The sequence below is a fragment of the Caldanaerobacter subterraneus subsp. tengcongensis MB4 genome, from assembly GCF_000007085.1.
In the GTDB taxonomy this organism is placed as follows: Bacteria; Bacillota; Thermoanaerobacteria; order Thermoanaerobacterales; family Thermoanaerobacteraceae; genus Thermoanaerobacter; species Thermoanaerobacter subterraneus.
Map to the genome: position 1 here is coordinate 600,565 of NC_003869.1, position 23,997 is coordinate 624,561.

General features: G+C 38.2%; 20 protein-coding genes. 18 read left to right on the top strand and 2 right to left on the bottom strand.

Translation table 11 applies throughout. From position 1 onward, the window contains the following. The first annotated feature begins 119 nt into the window (after positions 1-119). The 12 genes from TTE_RS02845 to TTE_RS02900 all read left to right on the top strand — a co-directional run bounded on the left by TTE_RS02845 (position 120) and on the right by TTE_RS02900 (position 14,466). Positions 120-2,204 carry a BglG family transcription antiterminator gene (locus TTE_RS02845; RefSeq protein WP_011025013.1) on the top strand — a complete coding sequence of 695 codons (2,085 nt, stop codon included), beginning with the start codon at positions 120-122 and terminating at the stop codon, positions 2,202-2,204. A 10-nt stretch (positions 2,205-2,214) separates the two neighbouring features. Continuing rightward, complete coding sequence (locus TTE_RS02850) at positions 2,215-2,463, top strand: hypothetical protein (protein WP_011025014.1); 249 nt, start codon at positions 2,215-2,217, stop codon at positions 2,461-2,463. A gap of 2 nt (positions 2,464-2,465) precedes the next feature. Next, on the top strand, positions 2,466-2,792 hold the full coding sequence (locus TTE_RS02855; RefSeq protein ID WP_011025015.1) for a PTS sugar transporter subunit IIB: 327 nt from the start codon (positions 2,466-2,468) through the stop codon (positions 2,790-2,792). A 12-nt stretch (positions 2,793-2,804) separates the two neighbouring features. Further along, complete coding sequence (locus TTE_RS02860; protein WP_011025016.1) at positions 2,805-4,115, top strand: PTS sugar transporter subunit IIC; 1,311 nt, start codon at positions 2,805-2,807, stop codon at positions 4,113-4,115. Positions 4,116-4,135: 20 nt separating this feature from the next. Beyond that, on the top strand, positions 4,136-4,453 hold the full coding sequence (locus TTE_RS02865; protein WP_011025017.1) for a PTS lactose/cellobiose transporter subunit IIA: 318 nt from the start codon (positions 4,136-4,138) through the stop codon (positions 4,451-4,453). 181 nt (positions 4,454-4,634) lie between these two features. Then, entirely contained in the window at positions 4,635-4,943 is a 309-nt protein-coding gene (locus TTE_RS02870) for a YerC/YecD family TrpR-related protein (RefSeq protein WP_011025018.1), read from the top strand. A 37-nt stretch (positions 4,944-4,980) separates the two neighbouring features. Then, positions 4,981-7,104, top strand: coding sequence for a DNA helicase PcrA (pcrA, locus tag TTE_RS02875; RefSeq protein ID WP_041587107.1), 2,124 nt, complete (start codon positions 4,981-4,983; stop codon positions 7,102-7,104). A 16-nt stretch (positions 7,105-7,120) separates the two neighbouring features. Next, positions 7,121-9,121, top strand: a complete 2,001-nt coding sequence (ligA, locus tag TTE_RS02880) for an NAD-dependent DNA ligase LigA (protein WP_011025020.1) — start codon at positions 7,121-7,123, stop codon at positions 9,119-9,121. 52 nt (positions 9,122-9,173) lie between these two features. Then, on the top strand, positions 9,174-9,461 hold the full coding sequence (gatC, locus tag TTE_RS02885; protein ID WP_011025021.1) for an Asp-tRNA(Asn)/Glu-tRNA(Gln) amidotransferase subunit GatC: 288 nt from the start codon (positions 9,174-9,176) through the stop codon (positions 9,459-9,461). Between the two features lie 13 nt (positions 9,462-9,474). Next, positions 9,475-10,941 (top strand): Asp-tRNA(Asn)/Glu-tRNA(Gln) amidotransferase subunit GatA, encoded by a 1,467-nt coding sequence (gene gatA / locus TTE_RS02890; RefSeq protein WP_011025022.1) that lies wholly within the window; start codon positions 9,475-9,477, stop codon positions 10,939-10,941. Beyond that, the gene (gatB, locus tag TTE_RS02895) at positions 10,941-12,368 is read left to right on the top strand and encodes an Asp-tRNA(Asn)/Glu-tRNA(Gln) amidotransferase subunit GatB (RefSeq protein WP_011025023.1); all 1,428 of its coding nucleotides are present in this window, start codon (positions 10,941-10,943) and stop codon (positions 12,366-12,368) included. The genes gatA and gatB overlap by 1 nt, the downstream gene beginning before the upstream one ends. Before the next feature lie 448 nt (positions 12,369-12,816). Next, the gene (locus TTE_RS02900; RefSeq protein WP_011025024.1) at positions 12,817-14,466 is read left to right on the top strand and encodes a peptide ABC transporter substrate-binding protein; all 1,650 of its coding nucleotides are present in this window, start codon (positions 12,817-12,819) and stop codon (positions 14,464-14,466) included. 474 nt (positions 14,467-14,940) lie between these two features. Here the strand turns inward: TTE_RS02900 and TTE_RS02905 are convergent, their stop codons facing one another. Further along, a complete protein-coding gene (locus TTE_RS02905; protein WP_011025025.1) occupies positions 14,941-16,344 on the bottom strand; it encodes an ISLre2 family transposase in 1,404 nt (467 codons plus the stop codon). 186 nt (positions 16,345-16,530) lie between these two features. Here TTE_RS02905 and TTE_RS02910 point away from each other — a divergent pair, with 186 nt between their 5' ends. From TTE_RS02910 to TTE_RS02935, 6 genes are all read left to right on the top strand, one after another. Next, complete coding sequence (locus TTE_RS02910) at positions 16,531-18,174, top strand: peptide ABC transporter substrate-binding protein (protein WP_011025026.1); 1,644 nt, start codon at positions 16,531-16,533, stop codon at positions 18,172-18,174. A gap of 92 nt (positions 18,175-18,266) precedes the next feature. Further along, positions 18,267-19,196, top strand: a complete 930-nt coding sequence (locus tag TTE_RS02915) for an ABC transporter permease (RefSeq protein WP_011025027.1) — start codon at positions 18,267-18,269, stop codon at positions 19,194-19,196. A 2-nt stretch (positions 19,197-19,198) separates the two neighbouring features. Then, positions 19,199-20,116, top strand: a complete 918-nt coding sequence (locus TTE_RS02920) for an ABC transporter permease (RefSeq protein ID WP_011025028.1) — start codon at positions 19,199-19,201, stop codon at positions 20,114-20,116. Between the two features lie 12 nt (positions 20,117-20,128). Then, positions 20,129-21,160, top strand: coding sequence for an ABC transporter ATP-binding protein (locus tag TTE_RS02925; RefSeq protein WP_011025029.1), 1,032 nt, complete (start codon positions 20,129-20,131; stop codon positions 21,158-21,160). Continuing rightward, positions 21,153-22,115, top strand: coding sequence for an ABC transporter ATP-binding protein (locus TTE_RS02930; RefSeq protein WP_011025030.1), 963 nt, complete (start codon positions 21,153-21,155; stop codon positions 22,113-22,115). Before TTE_RS02925 ends, TTE_RS02930 begins: the two co-directional genes overlap by 8 nt. A 61-nt stretch (positions 22,116-22,176) precedes the next feature. Beyond that, positions 22,177-23,724 (top strand): hypothetical protein, encoded by a 1,548-nt coding sequence (locus tag TTE_RS02935; RefSeq protein WP_011025031.1) that lies wholly within the window; start codon positions 22,177-22,179, stop codon positions 23,722-23,724. On the opposite strand, the gene TTE_RS14550 is transcribed toward TTE_RS02935, so the two are convergent. Next, positions 23,725-23,904: a hypothetical protein gene (locus tag TTE_RS14550; protein ID WP_011025032.1), complete on the bottom strand. Its 180-nt coding sequence runs from the start codon at positions 23,902-23,904 to the stop codon at positions 23,725-23,727. Positions 23,905-23,997: the final 93 nt, after the last annotated feature.

Sequence of the window (23,997 nt, forward strand, 5' to 3'; positions counted from 1 at the left end):
GGTAGACATGCCACAATATTTACATCTTTTTCTTGTTAATTAGGCGATTAGAGTTATAATTGTAGATGTGTAAGGAGAAAATATTATTAAATTCCTGTCATAAAGTGTGATGATGAAAAATGGTTAAGTTAAACAGCCGACAGCTACAGATTTTGAAAAAAATATTGTTGTCCTCCAAGTTAACTGTGTCAGATATTGAAAGAGAATTTCATGTAAGCAGAAGGACTGCGTACCGCGACATAGCTGGAATTGGAGAATTTGTGAAAAAATACAACCTAATTTTTGTCAACACTTCAGAAGGATTTACATTGAATGGAGATGCTGCAGGCATAGAGAAGTTGAGACTGGACGTTATAGGATATTTCCCGGTTGACGCAGAGGAAAGAAGAAAAATGATACTTTCTGAACTCCTTCAGCTGAAAGAGCCTGTAAAATTAGAATATTTTAGCAAAAAGTTCAAGGTTACGACTGCCACTATAAGTTATGACCTCAAAGAATTGGAGAAATGGCTTGAAAAACAGGGGTTAACTTTGGTTACAAAGCCGGGATATGGAGTTTACATCTCTGGAAATGAAAATTCTTTTAGACGAGCTATTGCTAATTTTTTGTATGAAAATTTTGATACCGCTGAGCTGGCTAATTTTTTGCAAAGAGGATACCTATCTAAAAGTGGTATTGAGAGAAATATAGACTTAAGGCTTTTAAACTTGATTGATTACGACACTGTTTCAAAAATAGAAAAAGCTATTTTGAGGTTAAAACAGCAGATTGATTACGAAATTGTTGAGAGCTCTTACATGGCTTTAGTAGTTCATTTGGCTCTTGCGATAAAGAGACTTCAAGAAGGAGAAACTATTCAAATAGGGGAAGAGACTTTAGAGGACCTTAAAAAAACAGAAGAGTATCTATTTGCCAAGAAACTAGGGGAATATCTCGAAGAAGAACTTAATATTGACATACCTGAAGATGAAATAGGGTATATTACAATTCATCTTTTAGCTGCAAGATACAGGTCTACTGCCCAAAATTATACTGACAGTGAAATTGAAAGTATAGTTGAAGAGATAATAAAAGAAGCCTCAAAGGTATTTGAGGTAGATTTTTCAGAAGATAAGCTTTTAGAAGAAGGACTTCAAAGTCATTTAGCTCCTGCACTTTACAGGTTGGAAATGGGACTTGACATAAGGAACCCGCTGTTAGGTGATATAAAGGCCAAATATCCTGTGCTTTTTGAAAAAAGCAATAAAGTGTGTGATGTCCTAAGAAAAAAATTAAAAAGGGACATTCCAGAAGACGAAGTCGGATATATTGCAATGCATTTTGGAGCTGCACTTGAAAGAAAAAAAGAAACTTTTAGAAAATATAACATACTGGTGGTGTGTGCTAGTGGCATAGGAACTTCTAGGATGTTGATGTCTAAACTGCAAATGTTTCCTCAGTTAAACGTGGTGGAAGTTGCCTCCAGTGTAAAGCTAAAAGAATTGGAAAAGAGAAAAGATATAGATTTAATTGTTTCCACAATACCACTTAAGTTGACCAGCAAAAAGGTAGTAGTTGTAAATCCTCTTTTGTTAGAAGAAGACGTAGAAAAATTAAAAAAGGCATTAAATACTGACTTTATCTTGGAATATGATTTGGTCCCAGAAAATAAGCAGAGAGAAGAAGGATACGTCAAAAAAGCAGAACACATAGCTAAATATGGAAAGAGGATTTTAGAGCTACAGGATAGCCTTGTGTTCATGGAAGTAGAGGGAGAAAATTCGTCCCAAATAGTGGAAGAAATTCTTGAATATTTAAAGATTCAGGGAGGCATAGAAGAATTTCAAAAAGAGGAAATTAAAGAGAGGCTTTTACAAAGAGAAAGTTTAGGTAAAATAGTACTTCCTAATAAAGGATTCGTAATATATCATTGCGCTGTAAAAAGTTTAAAAAAGCCTATACTGGCTGTAGCGAAAATGAAGAACAAGGTTAAAATGAAAAATCTTATAGGAAGTTATGAAAATATAGAAACAGTTTTTTTAATGGTAGCTCCCGAAGGAGATAGGGAGGGAATTGAAGTTTTGGGAGATTTGAGCGTTTCTTTGATTGAAAGAGAGGATTTTCTGGATTCCATCAATAGTTCAAAGTCTTGCGAGGAAATAAAGAAGAGAATAGGAGAAGTGTTGTTGGGTAAATTTTATGAAGAGATAAAAAGGACAGTCTAGGAGGATAGAGATGTTTAGCATACCTTCTTCTCAGATAAAAATATTTTACCTCCTTTTAGGTGTAGTGTGGTTTTCAACAGGAATTTATTACATGTTTCGCGAGAGTTTCTACAATGGCTTGAGGATAGTTATTTTTGGCGCAGTTTTTATGTTAGCAATTTTTGCAGTACAGAGCTATGTTATAAAAATGATACAAGTTTATGATACTAATTTGAAGAAGCAAAAAAAAGATGTAGTTGGCTTTGAAAGGAGGTGCTAAAGATGGCAATAAAGGGAGTTATACTCTGCAGCTGGGGTGCTACCTCAAGTGCTCTTGCTAAGAAGGTGACAGAAGAAGCAAAAAGGCAAGGGTTAGATGTGGTTGTAGATGCAGGTGGTACAGGAGAGTTTAAGAAAAAAGCGGAGGAATACGATGTGGCTTTACTGGAGCCCCAGGTAAGGCATCTTAAAAAGGAAATTGAGTCAATTGCATCCAAATATAATATTCCTGTTGATGTAGTGGACATGCAGGCTTTTGCCATGATGGATGGCAAAAAAATATTAAATCAAATAATCGAACTTGCCAAAAAAGCAGGAAAAGAAGTATAAGGAGGGAACAGGATGAGTGACAGAATTTCAAACAATCCGTTTATGAAGTGGATGGAAGAATCATTAATGCCGGTATTAGCTAGAATAGCTCAAAACGTGTACTTGCAGTCAATTAGAGATGCATTTTCGAGTTTTGCTTTGCCTGTGATTTTGACCGGAGCTCTTTTCCTCATAATAGCAAATCCACCAGAAGGAATTAATTGGGCTCCAATACACGCGTGGGCCAAAGCAGTAAAGCCCATTGCAGCCCAAATCATGATACCTTTTCAACTTACTTTTGGAATAATGGCTATGATGGTGGCTTTTGGTACAGCTTATAGTCTCGCTGCCAGATGGGATTTGGATGAGACAATGACTGGAATAATTGCACTTCTAGCTTTCTTTATAACAAGTTTTCCTGCAACAGATGTGACGAAGGTTACTTTTGGAGATGTTTTAAATTACTTGGGTGGACAAGGGTTATTCGTAGCAATAATAATAGGAATATTAAGCGCAATAGTAGTGAGATTTTTCAATAGAAAAGGATTAGTAATTAAAATGCCTGAAGGAGTACCGCCTTATGTAGTGAGAAGCTTTTTAGCATTAATTCCAATGTTTGTAATGGTGGTATCTGCATGGCTTGTAGAGTGGTTTGTGTGGTCGAGATTCCACATAACATTACCTCAATTAGTGCTTGATTTGTTCAAACCACTTGTTACAGCATCAAACACTTATCCAGCAGCCTTAGCAGAGATAATATTGATGATGCTTTTGTGGTCATTAGGAATTCATGGAATGAACGTAGTATCATCAATCGCGTATCCTTTCTGGATGACTCAGCTAGCGGCTAATGCAGAAGCGGCTTCTCGTGGCTTGCCGTTGCCAGGCATTGTGACAGAACCTTTCTTCCATGTATTTACTCACTTAGGTGGGTCAGGAACTACATGGCCTTTGACGATAATGTTTTTGCTTTCTGCTTCCATGCAGCTTAGAACAATTGGGCGAGCTGAACTTATACCTGCAATATTTAACATAAACGAACCTATAATCTTTGGCGCACCTATTGTATTAAACCCAATACTCATCATTCCATTTATTCTGGCTCCTGCAGCTGTTGTGACAATAAACTACTTTGCTTTTGCGCTAAATTTAGTGCCAAGACCTCTGATACAGTTGCCTTTTACAGTCCCAGTGTTTATAAGTGGATTTATATCTTCTGGAGGGCACTGGCAGGGAGCCTTGCTGCAATTGGTAGACCTCATTGTAGCGGCGATTATATACTATCCTTTCTTTAGGATGTATGAAGCACAACTTTTAAAAAATGAAAGAGAAGTAGAAAAATGATTGAAATGGGAGTGACTGCAATGGATTTGGAACAGATAATATACAATTTAGTGCTGCATGGAGGAAATGCAAGAGCAGAAGCATATGAGGCATTGGATGCAGCGGAGAAAGGAGATTTTGAAGAAGCAGAAAGGCATTTACAAAAAGCAGATGAAGAGTTTTACGAAGGGCATAAATACCAGAACATGCTGACACAAGGAGAGCAGAGTCAGACGCCTAATTTTTTGGTAATACATGCACAGGACCAGCTGATGACAGCACTTGCAGAAAAAAATCTGATAAAGAGGATGATTGAACTGTATAAAAGGGTAAGTCAATTAGAAAAAAGATTAGGTTAATTTTTGGCTACTCGCTTTTGCGGGTAGCTTAATTTAATTTGAGCATAGTATTGTCCACAAATCCATATATACTTTTTAGTTGTATACGTTATAAAAAATCGCTTTAAAGTATTGAAATTTACTTTTTATTTGATTACAATATTAGTGTAAACCATTAAATTTTTTAAGAGAGGGATTTTGTATGTATGAGTCTAAAATTAAGGACAAGCTGGTAGACCAGCTTTTTGAGGCCATTTTAAAGCTTAAGAACATAGAGGAATGTTACAGGTTTTTTGAAGATATTGCTACTATAAATGAGATAAAAGCTTTAGCTCAGAGATTGGAAGTTGCTAGAATGCTAAGACAAAAGAAGACCTATATAGAGATTGCAGAAAAAACAGGGGCTAGTACTGCCACGATAAGTAGAGTGAACAGGGCATTGAATTATGGCGCAAATGGATATAAAATTATATTGGAAAGGTTGGAAGCTGATTCTGAATCCCGGGATTAATTCCCGGCTTTTTTAAAACTTGATTGGAGTGAAAAAGATGAAAGAGATTCTAGCTAATTTGAATGAACAGCAAAAAGAAGCAGTAACCACCACAGAAGGGCCTCTTTTAATACTGGCAGGTGCTGGAAGTGGAAAAACTAGAGTTTTGACCCACAGAATTGCCTATCTCATAAAGGAAAAAAAGGTCTCTCCTTCCAATATCCTCGCAATAACCTTTACCAATAAAGCGGCAGAGGAAATGAAGACGAGAGTGGAAAATTTGCTGGGATACGTCGGAGACCTGTGGGTGTCTACTTTTCATTCCGCCTGTGTCAGAATCTTGAGAAGAGATATTGATAAACTGGGTTACGACAGAAATTTTGTAATATTTGATACGACTGACCAGAAGGCACTAGTCCAGGAATGCCTTAAAGAACTAGACTTAAGCGAAAAGCAATACCCGATAAAAATGGTATTAAATGCCATCTCATCTGCAAAAGATAAAATGGTATATCCAGACGATTACATTGATTTTTTTGGAGATACCTATAGGAATAGAAAAATAAAGGAAATTTACAAGCTTTATCAGCACAAACTAAAAAAGATAAATGCTCTTGACTTTGACGACATTATCATAAAAACGATAGAGTTATTTAAAGAAAATCCAGAAATTTTAGAATTTTATCAAAGAAAATTTAGATACATAATGGTGGACGAGTATCAGGACACAAATACTCCTCAGTATTACTTTGTAAATTTGTTAGCGCAAAGGCACAGAAATTTATGTGTTGTAGGGGATGATGACCAGAGCATTTACGGCTGGAGAGGGGCAGATGTGAGAAACATATTAAACTTTGAAAAAGATTATCCCGAAGCAAAAGTGATAAAATTAGAACAAAACTATAGGTCTACAAAAATCATACTGGAGGCTGCCAATCACGTCATAGACAACAATGTATATCGAAAGAAAAAATCCCTCTGGACACAAAATAAAGAGGGAGAGAAAATAGTTCTGTGTGAGCTGGAAAATGAAAGAGAAGAGGCAGAATTTGTTATACAGGAGATAATAAAACTAAAAGAAAGAGAAAACAGAAGCTTTAAAGACTTTGCGATACTCTACAGGACAAACGCCCAGTCAAGGCCTTTTGAAGAAGCTCTGATGAAAGTAAAAGTGCCTTATAAAGTGGTGGGAGCCCTAAGATTTTATGACAGGAAAGAGATAAAAGATATACTTGCTTATCTTCGCCTCATTGTAAATCCTTATGACGACATATCCTTCAAAAGGATAGTAAATGTTCCAAGAAGAGGCATTGGTCCTGCTACGATTGAGGCATTGGAGAAGGTAGCGAGGGAAAAAGATACTAGTCTTTTTTTTGCAATAGAGGATTTAAAAAACGCAAGGAACAAAGGAAGCCTTCTTCAGTTTAAACAGTTTATTTTGGATTTAATTGATAAAAAAGATGCAATGAGTGTCAGCGATTTGATAAAATATATTCTGGAGCAGACAGGTTATATAGAAGAGTTAAAAAGGGAAGAATCTGAAGAAGCAGAGGGAAGGATAGAAAACTTAAACGAATTTTTAAATGCTGCCTATGAGTTTGAAGAATCTTCTGAAGATAAGTCTTTGGAAGCATTTTTGGCGGGCATAACTTTAGTTTCTGATATAGACATGGCTGGAGATATTGGAGAAAGTGTAGTTCTGATGACACTTCATTCTGCCAAGGGATTGGAATTTCCTGTAGTTTTTATGGTAGGGATGGAAGAAGGACTGTTTCCTTCTTACAGCTCCTTTGAAGATGACCACGAGCTGGAAGAAGAAAGGCGCCTTTGTTACGTGGGAATTACCAGATCCAAAGAAAGATTGTATTTAACTTATGCTAGGCAGAGAAACCTTTACGGTAGGTCCCAGTACAATTCTTACTCCAGGTTTATAAGTGAAATACCTGAGAGGCTAATTGTGAGGTATAATATACCGACTTCCAAAAAAACGGGCTTTGTTTCCGTCCATACTTTTTCAGATGTTTATGAAAGGTCTTTTTCGCTTGGGGATAAGGTGGAGCACAAGATATGGGGAATAGGGACTGTTGTTAAAGTGGAAGGGGAAGAGATTACAGTAGCCTTTCCGAACGTTGGTATAAAAAAGCTTGATTTGAGATTTGCTCCTATTAAGGCAATTTCTTAAAACCGGAGGGGAATTTATGGATAGGGAAGAGGCAAGAAAGAGGATAGAGGAGTTAAGGGAAAAAATAAACTATCACAACTACAGGTATTATGTGTTGGACCAGCCAGAAATTTCAGACTATGAGTATGATATGCTTATGAGAGAACTCATAGAATTGGAAGAAAAATATCCTGAGTTTAAGACTCCAGACTCTCCCTCTCAGAGGGTAGGAGGAGAGCCACTTGATGAGTTTGAGCCTTTTACTCACATTGTTCCAATGTTGAGCTTGGCCAATGCTTTTACGGCAGAAGAGATTAAGGAATTTGACAGAAGGGTAAAAGAGGCGGTAGGGGAAGTAGAGTACGTAGTAGAGCCTAAAATTGACGGTTTGTCTGTGGAGCTGGTGTATGAAAATGGCATGTTCACAGTGGGATCTACTAGAGGAGACGGAATTGTGGGGGAGAATGTCACTCCGAATTTGAAGACCATAAAGTCCATTCCTTTAAGGCTTAAAGATTCTGTGAACCTGGTTGTAAGAGGAGAAGTTTTTATGCCAAAAGCTTCTTTTGCCAAGCTCAACGAAGAGAGAGCCGAAAGAGGAGAATCCCTTTTTGCAAATCCCAGGAATGCTGCAGCTGGTTCTGTGAGGCAGTTAGACCCTAAAGTCACTGCAAAAAGGGACCTAGACATTTTCATTTTTAACCTTCAGAGGATTGAAGGAAGAGATTTCAAGACTCATGTGGAAGCCTTAGAATTTTTGAAAGAACAGGGATTTAAAGTAATTCCTCTTATTAAAAAATGCACTACAATCGAAGAAGTCATCAAAGCTATAGAAGAGCTAGGGGAGATGAAAGATTCTTTGCCGTACGATATAGACGGCGCAGTGATAAAAGTGAATGAACTTGATAAAAGGGAGATTTTGGGGCAGACTGCTAAAGACTACAGATGGGCTATAGCATTTAAATATCCTGCAGAGATGAAGAAAACAAAAATAGTGGATATAGTGGTACAAGTGGGTAGGACTGGAGCCTTAACTCCTACGGCTGTCCTCGAGCCTGTTGTTATTTCTGGTTCTGTGGTGAGCAGAGCTACTCTTCACAATGAAGATTACATAAAGGAGAAGGACATACGAATAGGGGATACTGTGCTTGTGCACAAAGCAGGAGGCATAATTCCAGAGGTAGTGGAAGTGGTTAAAGAAGAGAGAACAGGCGATGAAAAGGCATTTGTCATGCCTGACAAATGCCCTGAGTGCGGCGCTTTGGCTGTAAGGCTTCCTGGAGAGGCAGTGAGAAGATGTACAGGCCTTAACTGTCCTGCTCAGATTGCGAGAAGGATAATCCACTTTGCTTCAAAGGATGCTATGGACATAGAAGGATTGGGCCCTGCTATAATAAGCCAGCTGCTTTCAAAAGGGCTTATACAAAATGTAGCAGACCTTTACTACCTCAAGTACAGGGATTTAATTACTTTGGAGAGGATGGGAGATAAGTCTGCTAGAAATTTGCTGGAAGCTATTGAAAAGAGCAAGAAAAGAGACTTAGACAGGTTGCTTTTTGGACTTGGGATAAACTTGATAGGCAGTAAAGCGGCACAGGTGATTGCAGAGCATTTCAAGAGCATGGACAACATAATGAAAGCAAAATACGAGGATTTTCTTGAACTTCCGGATATTGGACCCAAAATGGCAAGAAGTATAGTTACTTTCTTTTCTGAAGAGCAAAACAGAAGAGTGGTTGAAAGGTTGAAAGAAGCGGGAGTCAATATGGAGAAGCTCTCCACAGGTAAAGTGAGCAATATATTTGAAGGCAAGATTTTTGTGCTGACAGGAGCGCTTAAAAATTACACTAGAGATGAGGCTGCAAGACTTATTGTTGAGAGAGGGGGCAAAGTTACTAACTCTGTGAGCAAAAAGACCGACTATCTAATTGTGGGTGCTGACCCTGGCTCTAAGCTTAAAAAAGCACAGGAACTTGGAGTTAAGATAATTAACGAAGAGCAGTTTGAAGCCATGCTAAAAGGCGATATCCAACCGTAGATTTTTGTGGTAAACTATAAGGGTGAAGAAATAAAGAGAAAGGTGTGGTAAAATGGCAATAAGCAAAAGCGAAGTAGAATACATTGCTAAGCTTGCCAGGTTAAAATTTACTGAAGAAGAGATAGAGGCGATGGCTCAAGAGCTCAGCAAGATACTGGATTATGTCAACAAATTGAACGAGCTTGACACAGAAAATGTAGAACCTACGGCTCACATAGTTCCAATACACAATGTCTTCAGAGAAGACGAGGTCAAACCTTCTATGCCAAGAGAAAAAGTGTTGATGAACGCTCCTTTTACAGAGCAAGGCTGCTTTAAAGTGCCAAAGATCATAGAGTGAGGAGGTACGCAAATTGGAATTGTATAGTCTGACAGTACATGAACTTAAAGAACTTCTCCATAAAAGAGAAGTAAGTGCACAAGAGGTGACAAAATCCTACCTTGAAAGGATAAAAGAAGTGGAGCCCAAGATAGATGCCCTTGTGACTATTACAGAAGAATTTGCACTGGAAAGGGCTAAAGTAGCAGATGAGATGATAAAAAACGGCGAAGCAAAAGATTTAACAGGAATTCCTGTGATAATAAAAGACAACATCTCTACAGAAGGCATAAGAACCACATGTTCTTCTAAAATGCTAGAAAATTACATACCGCCATACAACGCAACAGTTGTGGAAAGGCTTTTAAATGAGGGAGTAGTTATATTAGGGAAGTCTAATTTGGACGAGTTTGCTATGGGGTCTTCAACTGAAAATTCCGCATTTAAAACTACGAAAAACCCGTGGGACTTGTCCCGTGTTCCAGGTGGGTCTTCTGGAGGTTCTGCAGCAGCTGTTGCAGCAGATGAGGCTGCTTTTGCACTTGGGTCAGATACAGGAGGCTCTATAAGGCAACCGGCTTCCTTGTGCGGGGTAGTTGGAATGAAGCCAACATATGGTTTAGTTTCTAGATACGGTTTGGTGGCTTTTGCTTCCTCTCTTGACCAGATAGGTCCTTTCACAAAGGATGTGACAGATTGCGCGATTGTGCTAAACGCCATTGCAGGTCATGACCCTATGGATTCTACTTCTGTAAAAATAGAAAAGCCTGATTATACCTCTTACCTTAAAGAAGACATAAAAGGTCTCAGAATAGGAGTTGCGAAGGAATTCTTTGGAGCCGGAATTGAAGAGGGCGTAAAGGAAACAGTAGAAAAGGCTATAAAAGTGTTTGAGGATTTAGGAGCAGAAATAATTGATATATCTGTTCCTTATGTAGAGTATGCCCTTCCTGCCTATTACATAATCGCTTCGGCGGAAGCTAGTTCTAATTTAGCTAGATACGATGGGATAAGGTATGGGCATATTGCGAAAAACTACGAAGATTTAGTTGATATGTACATGACAAGCAGAAGTGAAGGTTTTGGCAAAGAGGTAAAGAGGAGAATAATGTTGGGGACATATGCATTAAGCTCAGGTTACTACGATGCTTACTATAAGAAGGCTTTAAAGGTGAGGACATTAATTAAAAATGACTTTGAAAGGGCTTTTGAGAAATGCGATGTCATAGTAGGTCCTACAAGTCCTACAGTGGCTTTTAAGATCGGTGAAAGAACGAATGACCCGTTAGCTATGTACTTAGCAGATATATACACAGTATCTGTAAATATTGCAGGACTTCCTGCTATATCTATTCCTTGCGGACTTTCAGAGGGATTACCTGTGGGGCTTCAGATAATTGGCAAGCACTTTGATGAAGGCAGAATACTCAATGTGGCTTATGCTTTTGAAAAAGCGTACAAATTTGATGCCAAGCCACAGGCCATAGGAGGTGAAAGATAATGAAATACGAAGCAGTAATCGGATTAGAAGTTCATGCAGAGCTCTTGACAGACAGTAAGATATTTTGTGGATGCAGCACCAAATTTGGCAGTGAACCAAATACACAGGTGTGCCCTGTATGCCTTGGACTTCCGGGCACTTTGCCTGTGCTCAATAAAAAAGTAGTAGAATATGCAGTGAGGGCAGGGCTGGCTTTGAACTGCACAATTGCTAATTTCAGCAAGATGGACAGAAAAAATTATTTTTATCCAGACCTTCCAAAAGCCTACCAGATTTCCCAGTACGACCTTCCCCTTTGTAGCAATGGGTACATAGAAATCGAGGTAGAAGGCGGCACAAAGAGGATAGGCATAAAGAGGATACACATTGAAGAGGATGCTGGGAAACTTTTACACGAAGGAACTGATGGATCTTTGGTAGACTACAACAGAGCAGGTGTTCCTTTGATTGAGATAGTTTCTGAGCCGGATATTTCTACTCCTGAAGAAGCATATCAGTACCTTGTTAAATTAAAGAGTATTCTAGAATATACTGAAGTTTCTGACTGCAAGATGCAGGAAGGGTCTTTGAGAGTTGACACAAATGTCTCTGTAAGGCCTGTGGGTACTACTGAGCTTGGAACCAAGATTGAGCTTAAAAATTTAAATTCTTTTAAAGCCGTTCAAAAAGCGCTGGAATATGAGATAAAGAGACAGATAAAAGTCTTGGAAGAGGGCGGCACTATAGTTCAGGAGACTCGCAGATGGAATGAAGCAAAAGGCATTACTGAGCCGATGAGGACAAAGGAAGAAGCTCATGACTACAGGTATTTCCCAGAGCCTGACCTCGTTCCAATAATTGTGACAGAAGAATGGAAAGAAGAGATAAGAAAGACATTGCCTGAGATGCCTGATGCTAAAAGAGAGCGTTTCATCACACAATACGGCTTACCTGAATATGATGCTAAAGTCATAACCTCTTCAAAGAAGATGGCTGACTTCTTTGAAAAGTGTGCTTCAAATTATCACTCTCCAAAGATAGTGAGCAACTGGTTGATGGGAGAATTTGCACGCCTTTTAAATGACACAGGTAAAGAGATAGATGAAGTGCCAATCACTCCAGATATGCTAATAGAGCTTTTAAAACTTGTTGATGATAATGTTATAAGCGGTTCTATTGCGAAAACAGTGTTTGAGGAAATGTTTTTCACAGGTAAAAATCCGCAAATCATAGTGGAAGAGAAGGGTTTAAGGCAGATAGCCGACGAAGGTGAATTGAGGAGGATTGTCAGAAAAGTCATCGAAGAAAATCCAAAATCCGTAGAAGATTACAAGAAAGGAAAAGAGAAGGCATTGGGCTTTTTAGTAGGGCAAGTGATGAAGGAGACGAAGGGGAAAGCAAATCCGCAGCTTACAAATCAACTTTTAAGAGAAGAACTTTCCAAATAGCCTGCGCAAATTGCAGGCTATTTTTTTAAAAGACTGACAATTACAACTCAAGTTTACATTTTAAACAATTTTCATCGAATTCCTACAATACTCTTGCCAAATGGGAGACAGGGTGATATAATTTATCTAAACTTTGCGTGCCGCGGTACATCTACTTTTCCCAACTAAAAGTAAATTCAAACAAAATTTTAATCCTTCCAATTTTATTGGCAATGCTTGAATAGTAAAATAATACTTTATTCTTTTGAATTTGCAATTTGGACAATAAAAAATTTATTTAAATTTATAGGAGGAATTTTAAAAGTTTTGCCTAATATAATTTATATAAAAGAAAGACAAGCGATAATATTTTACTGGGGGTGGTGAGAAAAATTTTATTAAAATTTTACTTTTTAGAGTTAGGGGGAGAAATTTTTTAAATAAAAAATAAAAAGAGGGAGGCCTTTTGATGAGTAAAAGAATTTTAGTGTTGGCATTTGCTGTTTTATTTATCGTCTCTTCAGTTTTGTTTATAGGATGTTCTAAACAATCGACAGCACCTTTAGAGACTTCTTCGAAACAGCTCACAGATGAGCAGGTTTTAAACATCAATCTCGGTGAGGAACCGCCAAACCTTGACCCTCAAAAGGCTACAGACGTTGTATCTTTTGACGTTTTAAATGCTACATTAGAAGGATTGGTTAGACTCAACAAGGAAGGAAAAGTTGAGAAAGGATCAGGACTTGCACTTGATTGGGAGATTTCACCAGATGGACTAAGGTATGTTTTCCACTTGAGAGATGCAAAGTGGAGCGATGGGACTCCAATTACCGCTCACGATTTTGAATATGCCTGGAAAAGAGCTTTAGACCCTGCAACGGGTTCTCAGTATGCTTACATGCTTTTCTACTTGAAGAATGGTGAAGCCTTTAACGCAGGAAAAGCAAAGGCTGAGGATGTAGGAGTTAAAGCTTTAGACGATAAAACGCTGGAGGTCATACTTGAGAGGCCAGCACCTCAATTCCTAGGCTTGACTGCGTTTGGAACATATTTGCCGGCACAGAAGGCAGCAATTGAAAAGTTTGGAGATAAATACGGCAGCTCACCTGACACAATGGTTTATTCAGGGCCTTTCATAGTAAAAGAGTGGAACCACGAACAGAATATAGTGCTGGAGAAAAACCCCTATTATTGGGATAAAGACAATGTAAAGCTTGAGAGAATAAATATGGACATGTTAAAAGATGAAAATGCTATAGTGCAGAAGTATGAAGCTGGAGAATACGATGCAATAGGTGTTCCAGGACAGTACATTGACAAGTACAAAAACGATCCTAATTTCCATCAAATGGCGGAAGCTACAACCTTCTATTTGCAATTTAACAATGAAACTGGTGTATTTACAAATGTTAACATGAGAAAAGCTTTCACTTACGCTATAGACAGAAAATCTTTTGTTGACAATGTTCTGAAAAACGGTTCTATACCGGCTCTTGCACTTGTGCCTCCTGGAATACCAGGAGAGAAGGAGGAATTTAGAAAAGAAGGCGGCGATTACTTCAAAGACAATGATGTAGCAAAAGCAAAAGAATTATTTGAAAAGGGTATGAAAGAATTAGGGCTCACCAAATTCCCTGAGATAAAATTTGTAGCAGGAGATAGTGACGCTGCGAAGAAACATTCCCAGGTATTGCAGGAGTTCTGGAATAAGAATTTAGGAGTCAAAGTGAACATCCTAAACGTTGCTTTCAAAGTAAGACTTGACATGATGGACAAAGGGGATTTTGACATAGTATATGCAGGATGGGGAGCTGACTACAACGACCCGATGACTTTTCTTGATTTGTGGGTAACAGGCGGTGGTAACAACTCTGCCCGCTATAGCAATCCAAAATATGATGAGCTCATAAAGAAGGCAAACTCTACAAATGATAATGCTGTAAGAATGCAGGCAATGCACGAAGCAGAAAAACTCTTGATGGAAGATATGCCTATAGGACCTCTCTACTTCAGAGGAAGAGCATATCTACAAAGACCATATGTTCACGACTGGGTGAGGTTCCCGGTAGGTGTTTCCAACGAATGGAAGTGGACTTACATTGAAGGGAAAAACAAATAAGAAGTAATTTAGCCAGGTCCAGAGGACCTGGCTAAATTTTTATACAATTCAACAAGAATTTTAGATATTACAAAATATTTTCTTGATTTAGCAAAGGCAAAGTTACATAATATTAAAGGATAAGTTGTTGCAAATTTATTTTTATAAAACTTTAGTGTAATAAAATAGAAAAATATTGAGGGGGAAGGTGATTTTTTTAAGTTTTTATATAATTTTTGCAAAAAAATTTTAAACTTTAAAAGAAAGTTGAAGGATTTTCGCGATTTTTGTCTAATATATACTAATATGGAGAAAAGCTTTTCTCAAATGCATTATTTTGTGTATTGATTCTCTGTATCAAATGATATAAAATGTTATATATCAAGTACATTTGCAAGCCCTTATGCTGGGGGGATAGTGTCAAGATACTGTAGGATTTTTTTAAGACAACCCCTGAAACTTAGTTAATTTCAGCCTTCAACTTATCATGCTTTTTTATATAACTTGTGCATATTTTAATGCTCTTAAAACCCTATATATTGGCGTTACTTTCCCTATATTCAAAACTGTAATATTGTTTATCTTTTCATTTGTAGACGTTTTAACTCTCCTTACCGCTTCTTTTATTTGCTTCTTCGTTAATTTGTAACTTCCTGCATTTATATTCTTTTTCTTGCCCCATTCTACTTCTCTTAAGTCTCCTCCATTCTTGCTAAATACCCTTAATTTCGCCATTAGTTTTAATCCTTCTCTGCTCCACCCTAATGGATTCCTGCTTAGTCTTGCTGAAAATACATGGCTTATATGTCCTTCTGCACTGCACCCTATTACATCTTCGTCTTCGTTGTATATTTTTATCCCTTCCCAATTGTTTAGTATGTATTTCTTTGCTTCTTTTATCTTCTCTTTCTCTCTCTCTTCCTCTGCTGCCTTTATTAACTCATCAAATACCTTCTTTACTCTTTCTTTATCCCCTTCATTTATTGCTCTCCATATCTTATCCCTATACTTTGGCTCTTTTGATGTAGCTTTTAATACGTATTTGTTTAAATGATATCTGTCTAGTACAAACCTTGATTTTAATATCCATTTTAATCCCTCTTTTATCCACGGTGCCCCATCTCCTGCTATGTATATCTTCTCTATCTTCTCTTCTTTGTAATTGTCTTCTATGTAATTTGCTACATCTATCCATATGTCTTCAGGTTTCTCTCCTACATATGCTTTGTAATAGACATTCTTCAGTACGTTCCTTCCGTTTTTCTCTTCTCTACCTTCATGTATGTATACTAATCGTGGAGTTTCATCTCTCCCGTCCTGTAAAGGTACATGGTCCTCGTCTGCCTCTATGTATAAAACCCTTACTTCTTTCTTTTCTTTTATTTCTCTCTTTACTTCTACTTCCCCTATTTCCCTTATTGCATTTAATACCGTCTGTTTACTTAACTCCTCTGGACATGCTTTTTTACTACTTCTCTCATATGATTCTTCTATTGCGTTTTCTACTAACTTTATCTTTACTCCCTTTTCTATCCTATCGTGCCGTCCTATCTCTAATGCATCATCCACCAAATATGTATATCTCCCATCCTCTTTAGATTTGTAATATGTCCTCTCATATTCAATATCCCCAAGGACTGTCGTTAATCTCTTTTTATCTTTCCTCTCTACTACCCATTTTTCTTTCCTTCTCTTGTCTTCTTTTATTATCCTATCTAACTCTTCAATAATTGCTTCTATTGCCCCTCTACCTAGTTTGTCCGTGAGTTCCTTTATCCTTGCTACAAGCTCTGTAATATTCATTCCTTTGTTTAACAAATCACCAAAAATTTCTACTACTTCCTCAGTGAAATTTAGAGCATTTTGTAGTATAATATCCTCAAAGATATGTTTTTTCACAAGAGACACCCCTTTCTGTGATGTTTTGTTTCCAAGTTCTATTTTATCACAGGGGTTGTCTCTTGTTTTTTTCACTCAAAAAATCCTACGATAATTTTACACTATGTGCTGGGGGAATAGTCGAGGAGAGGGACATAGCTTTAGAGGGGGGTCAAGTCATTCTAAATTTTAAAGGAGGAGAAGGGTATGTTAAAGCACAAGAGACTTGTAGTTTTACTGCTTTCAGTAGTTTTAGTGTTGGGTGCATTGCTAGCCGGTTGCAGCAGTCAGAGCAAAACTGCCACCACATCTCAGGGACAAAGCGAGCAGGTACTGAATCTAAACCTGGGTGAGGAGCCCCCAACATTGGACCCTCAAAAGGCTACAGATGAAGTTTCTATCACAGTTTTGAATGCTGTATTAGAAGGGCTTGTAAGGTATAACAAAGATGGAAAAATTGAGAAAGGCTCAGGGCTTGCAAAAGACTGGAAGATATCTGATGATGGGTTAACTTACACCTTTTATTTGAAAGATGCTAAATGGAGTGACGGCAATCCTATTACAGCTTATGACTTTGAATACGCTTGGAAAAGAGCATTGGATCCAAAAACAGGCTCACAATACGCTTATCAGCTCTACTACATCAAGGGGGCAGAAGAGTATAACTCCGGCAAAGGAAGCGCTGACCAAGTAGGGATTAAGGCATTGGATGATAAGACTTTGCAGGTAACATTAAAAGCACCAGCACCTCAGTTTTTAGGACTTACTTCTTTTGTAACTTATTTGCCGCTTGAGAAGTCTGTTTATGAGAAATACGGCGACAAAGTAGGTTCTGACCCAAGCACAATGGTATTTAGCGGTCCATTTATTATAAAAGAATGGAACCACGAACAAAACATCGTCTTAGAGAAAAATCCAAACTACTGGGACAAGGACAATGTAAAACTCGACAAAATTAATTTCAGCATGATTAAGGATAACAACTCACTAGTTCAGAACTACGACACAGGAGCTTTAGATTCAATTTTTATACCAGGAGATTATATAGACAAGTACAAAGATTCTCCAGAGTTCCACACTTATGCACTAGCAACAGTTTGGTATCTGCAGTTTAACAACAAAGATAAGATATTCAAAAATGCAAATATAAGGAAGGCCTTCACTCTTGCTGTAAATAGAGAGTTGTTTGTAAAAGAAGTCATGAAAAATGGGTCCATTCCTGCAGAGGCAGTAGTACCTCCAGGTATTCCAGGTTACAATGGAGATTTTAGAAGTGAGGCAGGTCCTGGCTACTTCAAGGACAATGATGTAGCTCAAGCCAAAGAATATCTCCAGAAAGGGCTCCAGGAACTTGGGCTTTCTAAACTTCCCACAATTAAGTTCTTGACAGGAGACAGCGACACTGCTAAAAAGTATTCAGTGGCTTTACAACAGATGTGGAATCAAGCCCTTGGAGTGCAAGTGGAGATTCAGAACGTAGCATTTAAAGTAAGACTTGACATGATGGACAGAGGAGATTATCAGATAGTGCTGGCTGGTTGGGGTGCTGACTACAACGATCCGATGACTTTCCTGGATATGTGGGAAACCAACAATGGCAACAATACAGCTTTCTACAGCAATCCAGAGTATGACAAATTGATAGAGCAGGCAAAAGTAAATGGCGATCCTAAGTCAAGAGTGGAAGAAATGATTCAGGCAGAAAAAATACTCATGGAGGATATGCCAATCGGTCCACTCTGGTTCCAGGCAAGAGCTTATGTAGTAAAGCCTTATGTAAAGAACCTCTACTTCCCTGCTTTTGGACCTGACTGGGAGATGAAGTGGACCTATATAGAAGGCAAAAAATAATGAATAGTTTCTAGAATACGCGAATATATATGGCGTAAAGCCATATATATTCGCTGTATATTTAAATTAAACGTCTTTGGAGGTGTAAAGATTTGCTGCGCTATACCTTAGAGCGGACTTTATATATGATTATCACTTTGTGGGTTATTGTAACTCTCACCTTTTTCTTAATGCACATGATACCAGGTGACCCTTTTACAAGTGAAAAAAAGGTGCCTGAGCAGATAAGGCAGAACATGCTCGCTAAATATCACCTTGACAAGCCTTTGATTGTTCAGTATGGATATTACTTGAGAAACCTGCTCCATGGAGATTTGGGCATTTCACTTAAATATTTAAATAGAACGGTGAATGAAATAATAGCAAACGGTTTTCCTGCGTCATTTCAGATAGGAATGCAGTCTATTATAATAGGAGTATTCTTGGGCCTTCTCCTTGGAATTGTGGCGGCCCTAAATAGAAACGGTTTTTGGGATTATGTATCAATGATACTTGCTGTTATAGGAAGGTCTGTTCCCAACTTCATCATTGCTACTTTACTGCAGTACTGGCTGGCCTCTAAATGGAAGTTATTCCCTGTATCTGGATGGGGAACTTTTGCCCATACGGTGCTTCCTTCAATAGCTCTATCTTTTGCATCTTTGGCTATAATTTCTCGTTTGATGAGAGCTAGTATGTTGGATGTCATTGGGCAGGATTATATAAAGACTGCAAAAGCGAAAGGACTTTCACCTTTTGAAATTGTCTGGAGGCACATGATAAGAAATGCTGTCTTGCCAGTTATAACAGTGTTAGGGCCTTTGACGGCCGGTATTGTTACGGGTACTTTCGTAGTAGAAAGAATATACGGTATTCCTGGACTTGGAAAATACTATGTGCAGAGCATTTACAACAATGACTATACGATGATATTGGGAACCACCATTTTCTACAGCGCTATACTTGTATTCTTGGTATTTGTTGTAGACATAACCTATGGATTAGTAGACCCGAGAATAAGACTTGCCAAGGGAGGTAAATAAAGGTGGTAGAAATTACTCGTGATAAATTTGAAAGAGTGGGTCCTAATATAGAAGAAAGCCAGGCTATAGTAAGGCCGAGTATGACTTACTGGCAAGATGCCTGGAGAAGGCTTAAAATGAATAAAGTTGCCATGGCCTCTTTAGCTTTTTTGATTTTTTTAGGAATAATGGCAATTATAGGGCCGTATTTACTGCCCTACAAGTATTCTGACCAAAATTTGATGATGACAAATAGACCGCCCTCTGCAGAGCACTGGTTTGGGACAGATTACCTGGGTAGAGATCTGTTTGTAAGAACTTGGATGGGTGCAAGAATTTCCCTTACGATAGGTATCGCAGCAGCTTTGCTAGATGGTATAATTGGTGTCATCTACGGCGGAATTTCTGGCTATTTTGGCGGTCAGGTCGACAACATAATGATGCGCATTGTAGATATACTCTACGGCATACCATATCTCATACTAGTGATACTTCTCATGCTCGTTATGGGACCTGGAGTTGTAACCATAATCGTTGCCATGGTTATGACGGGTTGGGTTGGAATGGCGAGACTTGTTAGAGGACAGGTGCTCCAGCTAAAAGAACAGGAGTTTGTGATGGCAGCTAAAACTTTAGGGGCATCTCCTGCCAGGATAATTTTAAAGCATTTGATTCCAAATACCATTGGTCCTATAATAGTTAGCATAACTTTTGATGTTCCCGCAGCTATCTTTACAGAAGCTTTTCTAAGCTATATAGGACTTGGAGTACAACCTCCTCTGGCCAGCTGGGGAACATTGGCAAGCGATGCTACAAACGTGTTGCTACTCTATCCTTATCAGCTCTTCTTCCCGGCATTTTTCATCAGCATGACAATGCTGTCTTTCAACCTATTAGGTGATGGATTAAGAGATGCTCTAGACCCGAGGTTGCGCAAATAAGGAGGAGTAGACATGGAGAAAAGGGAAGTTCTTTTAGAGGTAAAGAATTTGGAGTATTCTTTTGACACTTACGCCGGGGAAGTTAAAGCTGTCAGAGGAGTCAGCTTTGAAGTTTACAAAGGAGAAACTCTTGCTATTGTAGGAGAATCAGGATGTGGTAAATCTGTCACCATGCATGCCATAATGAAGCTAAATCCTGAGCCTCCAGGCAGGCTAAAAGGTGGGAAAATAATATTTGATGGCAAAGACATAACAAATTACACAGACAAACAGATGCAGGCTATTAGAGGCCCAGAGATTGGGATGATATTTCAGGACCCAATGACTTCTTTAAACCCGACGATGACTGTAGGAAGGCAGATCGCAGAAGTTATATTAAAGCACGAAGATGTCACAAAGGCTGAGGCTATGAGAAGGGCAAAGGAAATGCTAGACATTGTTGGCATTCCTAATGCAGATAAAAGAATTCATCAGTATCCTCACGAGTTTTCTGGAGGAATGAGGCAAAGAGCAATGATAGCTATTGCTCTTGCTCTAAAACCAAAGCTTTTAATTGCAGACGAACCTACAACTGCTCTGGACGTTACAATACAGGCGCAGATTTTAGACCTCATGAAAGATTTGCAAAAGCAGTTTGGTACTTCTATAATTATGATTACGCATAACTTAGGAGTTGTAGCTGATATTGCAGACAGAGTTGTGGTTATGTATGCAGGTAAAATAGTGGAAAGAGGAACAGTGGAAGAGATATTCTATCATCCTCAACATCCCTATACATGGGGCCTTTTGAGGTCTGTTCCAAGGTTGGATGCAAAAAAGAAAGAGAAGTTAGTTCCTATAATTGGTACGCCACCAGACTTGTTTGCGCCGCCACCTGGGTGCCCTTTTGCAGCAAGATGCGATTACGCCATGAAAATATGCTATGAGGCGCCTCCTGAAGTCACTGTGGAGTCGGAAACCCACGACGTAGCTTGCTGGCTGAAGCACCCCTATGCTCCTAAAGTAGCAAATCCTGTAGAAACGGGGGTTACAGCTAATGAGTGATAGCAAGGTTTTACTTGAAGTGAAAAATCTTAAAAAGTACTTTTACGTTAAAGGCGGAGTGCTCAAAGCTGTAGATGATGTAAGTTTTGCTATAAAAAAAGGTGAGACATTGGGACTTGTGGGAGAATCGGGGTGCGGTAAGTCAACCACAGGGCGCACGATTATAGGACTTTATGAGCCTACTGCAGGGGAGATCGTATTTGACGGGGAAAAAGTAGATCACTTAAGTTATGAAGGAAGAAAAAAGTTTGCCAGAAGAGTGCAAATGATTTTCCAGGACCCCTATGCTTCCTTAAATCCCCGCATGACAGTGGGAGACATAATCGGGGAAGGAATCGATATACACGGCCTTTATACTGGAAAAGAGAGAATGGAGAGAATATATGAGCTTCTGGAAATGGTAGGTCTCAACAGAGAACACGCTAACAGATTTCCACATGAATTTTCAGGAGGTCAGCGCCAGAGGATTGGAATAGCCAGAGCTATGGCGATAGAACCGGAATTTATCATAGCAGATGAGCCTATTTCTGCTCTTGATGTTTCTATACAGGCTCAGATTGTGAATTTGTTGATGAACTTACAGGAAGAAAAAGGCCTTACCTATCTATTTATCGCTCACGATTTGAGTATGGTAAGGCATATAAGCGATAATGTAGCAGTGATGTATCTAGGGACAATAGTAGAAATGACAAGCAGTGCTGAACTTTACGCAAATCCACTTCATCCTTACACGCAGGCGCTACTTTCTGCTGTCCCTATACCTGACCCGAAGGTTCAGAAAAAGAGAGAAAGAATAATACTTGAGGGTGATGTGCCAAGCCCCATAAACCCGCCTTCTGGTTGCAAATTTAGGACGAGGTGCAAATACGCAATGGACATATGTAAAGAACAGGCACCACCCCTCAAGGAAGTGGCAAGTGGGCACTTTGTAGCTTGTCATCTTTTCAATAAATAAAAATAAAGGAAAGGCACTCATTTGGAGTGCCTTTTTATAAATGAAAAGAGGGGGGTATTGTATGAATAAAAAGGTGCTTTCCATCGTCTTGATTATTTTGCTTCTTGCAGGAATAATCTCATGGCACCTTTATGAGTACATAAATATATATTCTAGCAATCCTTCTAAAATGTGGAGTAGGGATTTATTCGTGGGGGAGAAAAACCTAAACGCTCCATCTCCTCTTTTTTATGATAATGGTAAAGTATATATAGTTTGGGGACAGAAAAAAGGTTTTTTTATTTATGAAATTTATCCTGAACTTAAGAAAGCGAAAGAGGTTCTGATAGAAAATTTCAATGAAAGCTCTGTAAAAACACTTTCTTTCAGGCAGGGGATTTTATACTGGCTTGAAAATGATAGGATAAAGAGTTTTTCTCTCAGTGATGACAAAGAAGGGAATTTTAATATAAAAGCTAATGATTTTAAGCTAACTAAAAATTACATTGTGCTTTGTGATTCTGAAGGAATAAAACTCTTTAATTTTTCTATGAAGCAAATTTCTTTTCTGCCTTTTAACAATATTTCTCAGATAGATGCAGTAGAACAAAACCATGTTTTGCATATCTCTTTTTTGACGGATGATAGAGAAGAAAACAAAGTGTACTATGTTTCTTACGACTTACAAAAAAATCAATGGTTGCAACCTGTAGAAATAGATAGGTTATTTCAGACAAGTACTTCGCGAATGGATAATGTGAAAGTAGCCTCTGATAAAAATGGCGCATATGTGTTTTACCTTATCACAGCTAAGAATGGAACAGCTTCTTACTATGCCTATTTCCCTCATGAAGAAATTAACATTAAAAAAACTTCTAAAATTTATTTGCCCTCTTCTGAAGTGATTTCTTTTGATGTAGTAAGTGTCCCTGAAGGTGTGGGAGCAGCTTTTTCTACTTCAACTAAATATCAAGTTTTTGGACCTTTTACCCAGTCTGGTGTAGAGATTGTATACGCTCTTTTTAGAGAGGGAACAATTCATTATGTGACATTTATTACAAAGGAAGGGAAATGGGCGTCAGCACCTTATCTTATATCTACACCAGAAGGGCTATTTGTTTCTTGGATAGAAACAGGTGGATTTTCAAATTATTTGATTAAAGCGGCAAGTACAAATCAGGAATTTGCAAAAAGAGTAGGAGGAATAAGGGAAGTAGATGTACAAAATGCCTTAAGCCTTTTGGTCTATTCACTGGCGAGTGGTGTATTTTTAGGGTTTATTATGAGTTTTATAACAGCTCTTCCTTCTTATGGGTGGCTGCTTATTGTGATGTTTTTGGAACCTAAGAATTTTAAGAGCGAATCTCCAAAATCTTTTTATATAGCCTTAATACTGTATTCAATTGCTAAATACCTCTTTTATCCTCCAAGGTCTATAAAAGCTGTGGCTACAGTTTCATTTCCTTATAACCTAATGATTATACCTGTTGTTACAGTCATTTTGGCTTTTGTTTTTACGAAAATGTATTTCAAAGGGAAATTACCTTCAAGCTTTGCAGCTTTTACTTTTTTGTGGGTAATAGATAGCCTGATTACAAATGTCTTTTATTCTCCTTTTATGATAAAATAGCTATGTGTTAACAGGTATATAATAAGCGCAGTTTATATTTTCTACTTTTTTTAATTTATTTTCACTGTTATTTGCTTGATTTATAAAACTTTTATCTTTAGTGACCTGTGATAGGTATGATAGAGTACATTTTCCGTCTTTTTGGTATATGCAATTTAGAGTGCAGTTTATGTTGGTCACGGTTTTTCCCTCCTTCTATAACTTATTTTTTGCAGAGCATAAATAAAATAATCTGTTCTTGTAAAATAGTAATAAAGGTTTTAAAATATAAAT

Excerpts from the sequence above, each read along its gene's own strand:
- ligA (WP_011025020.1), top strand. The coding sequence starts at position 7,121 with ATGGATAGGGAAGAGGCAAGAAAGAGGATAGAGGAGTTAAGGGAAAAA.
- TTE_RS02865 (WP_011025017.1), top strand. The coding sequence starts at position 4,136 with ATGGATTTGGAACAGATAATATACAATTTAGTGCTGCATGGAGGAAAT.
- TTE_RS02935 (WP_011025031.1), top strand. The coding sequence starts at position 22,177 with ATGAATAAAAAGGTGCTTTCCATCGTCTTGATTATTTTGCTTCTTGCA.
- TTE_RS02860 (WP_011025016.1), top strand. The coding sequence starts at position 2,805 with ATGAGTGACAGAATTTCAAACAATCCGTTTATGAAGTGGATGGAAGAA.
- TTE_RS02850 (WP_011025014.1), top strand. The coding sequence starts at position 2,215 with ATGTTTAGCATACCTTCTTCTCAGATAAAAATATTTTACCTCCTTTTA.
- TTE_RS02845 (WP_011025013.1), top strand. The coding sequence starts at position 120 with ATGGTTAAGTTAAACAGCCGACAGCTACAGATTTTGAAAAAAATATTG.
- pcrA (WP_041587107.1), top strand. The coding sequence starts at position 4,981 with ATGAAAGAGATTCTAGCTAATTTGAATGAACAGCAAAAAGAAGCAGTA.
- TTE_RS02870 (WP_011025018.1), top strand. The coding sequence starts at position 4,635 with ATGTATGAGTCTAAAATTAAGGACAAGCTGGTAGACCAGCTTTTTGAG.
- gatC (WP_011025021.1), top strand. The coding sequence starts at position 9,174 with ATGGCAATAAGCAAAAGCGAAGTAGAATACATTGCTAAGCTTGCCAGG.
- TTE_RS02900 (WP_011025024.1), top strand. The coding sequence starts at position 12,817 with ATGAGTAAAAGAATTTTAGTGTTGGCATTTGCTGTTTTATTTATCGTC.
- gatB (WP_011025023.1), top strand. The coding sequence starts at position 10,941 with ATGAAATACGAAGCAGTAATCGGATTAGAAGTTCATGCAGAGCTCTTG.
- TTE_RS02930 (WP_011025030.1), top strand. The coding sequence starts at position 21,153 with ATGAGTGATAGCAAGGTTTTACTTGAAGTGAAAAATCTTAAAAAGTAC.
- TTE_RS02925 (WP_011025029.1), top strand. The coding sequence starts at position 20,129 with ATGGAGAAAAGGGAAGTTCTTTTAGAGGTAAAGAATTTGGAGTATTCT.
- TTE_RS02910 (WP_011025026.1), top strand. The coding sequence starts at position 16,531 with ATGTTAAAGCACAAGAGACTTGTAGTTTTACTGCTTTCAGTAGTTTTA.
- TTE_RS02855 (WP_011025015.1), top strand. The coding sequence starts at position 2,466 with ATGGCAATAAAGGGAGTTATACTCTGCAGCTGGGGTGCTACCTCAAGT.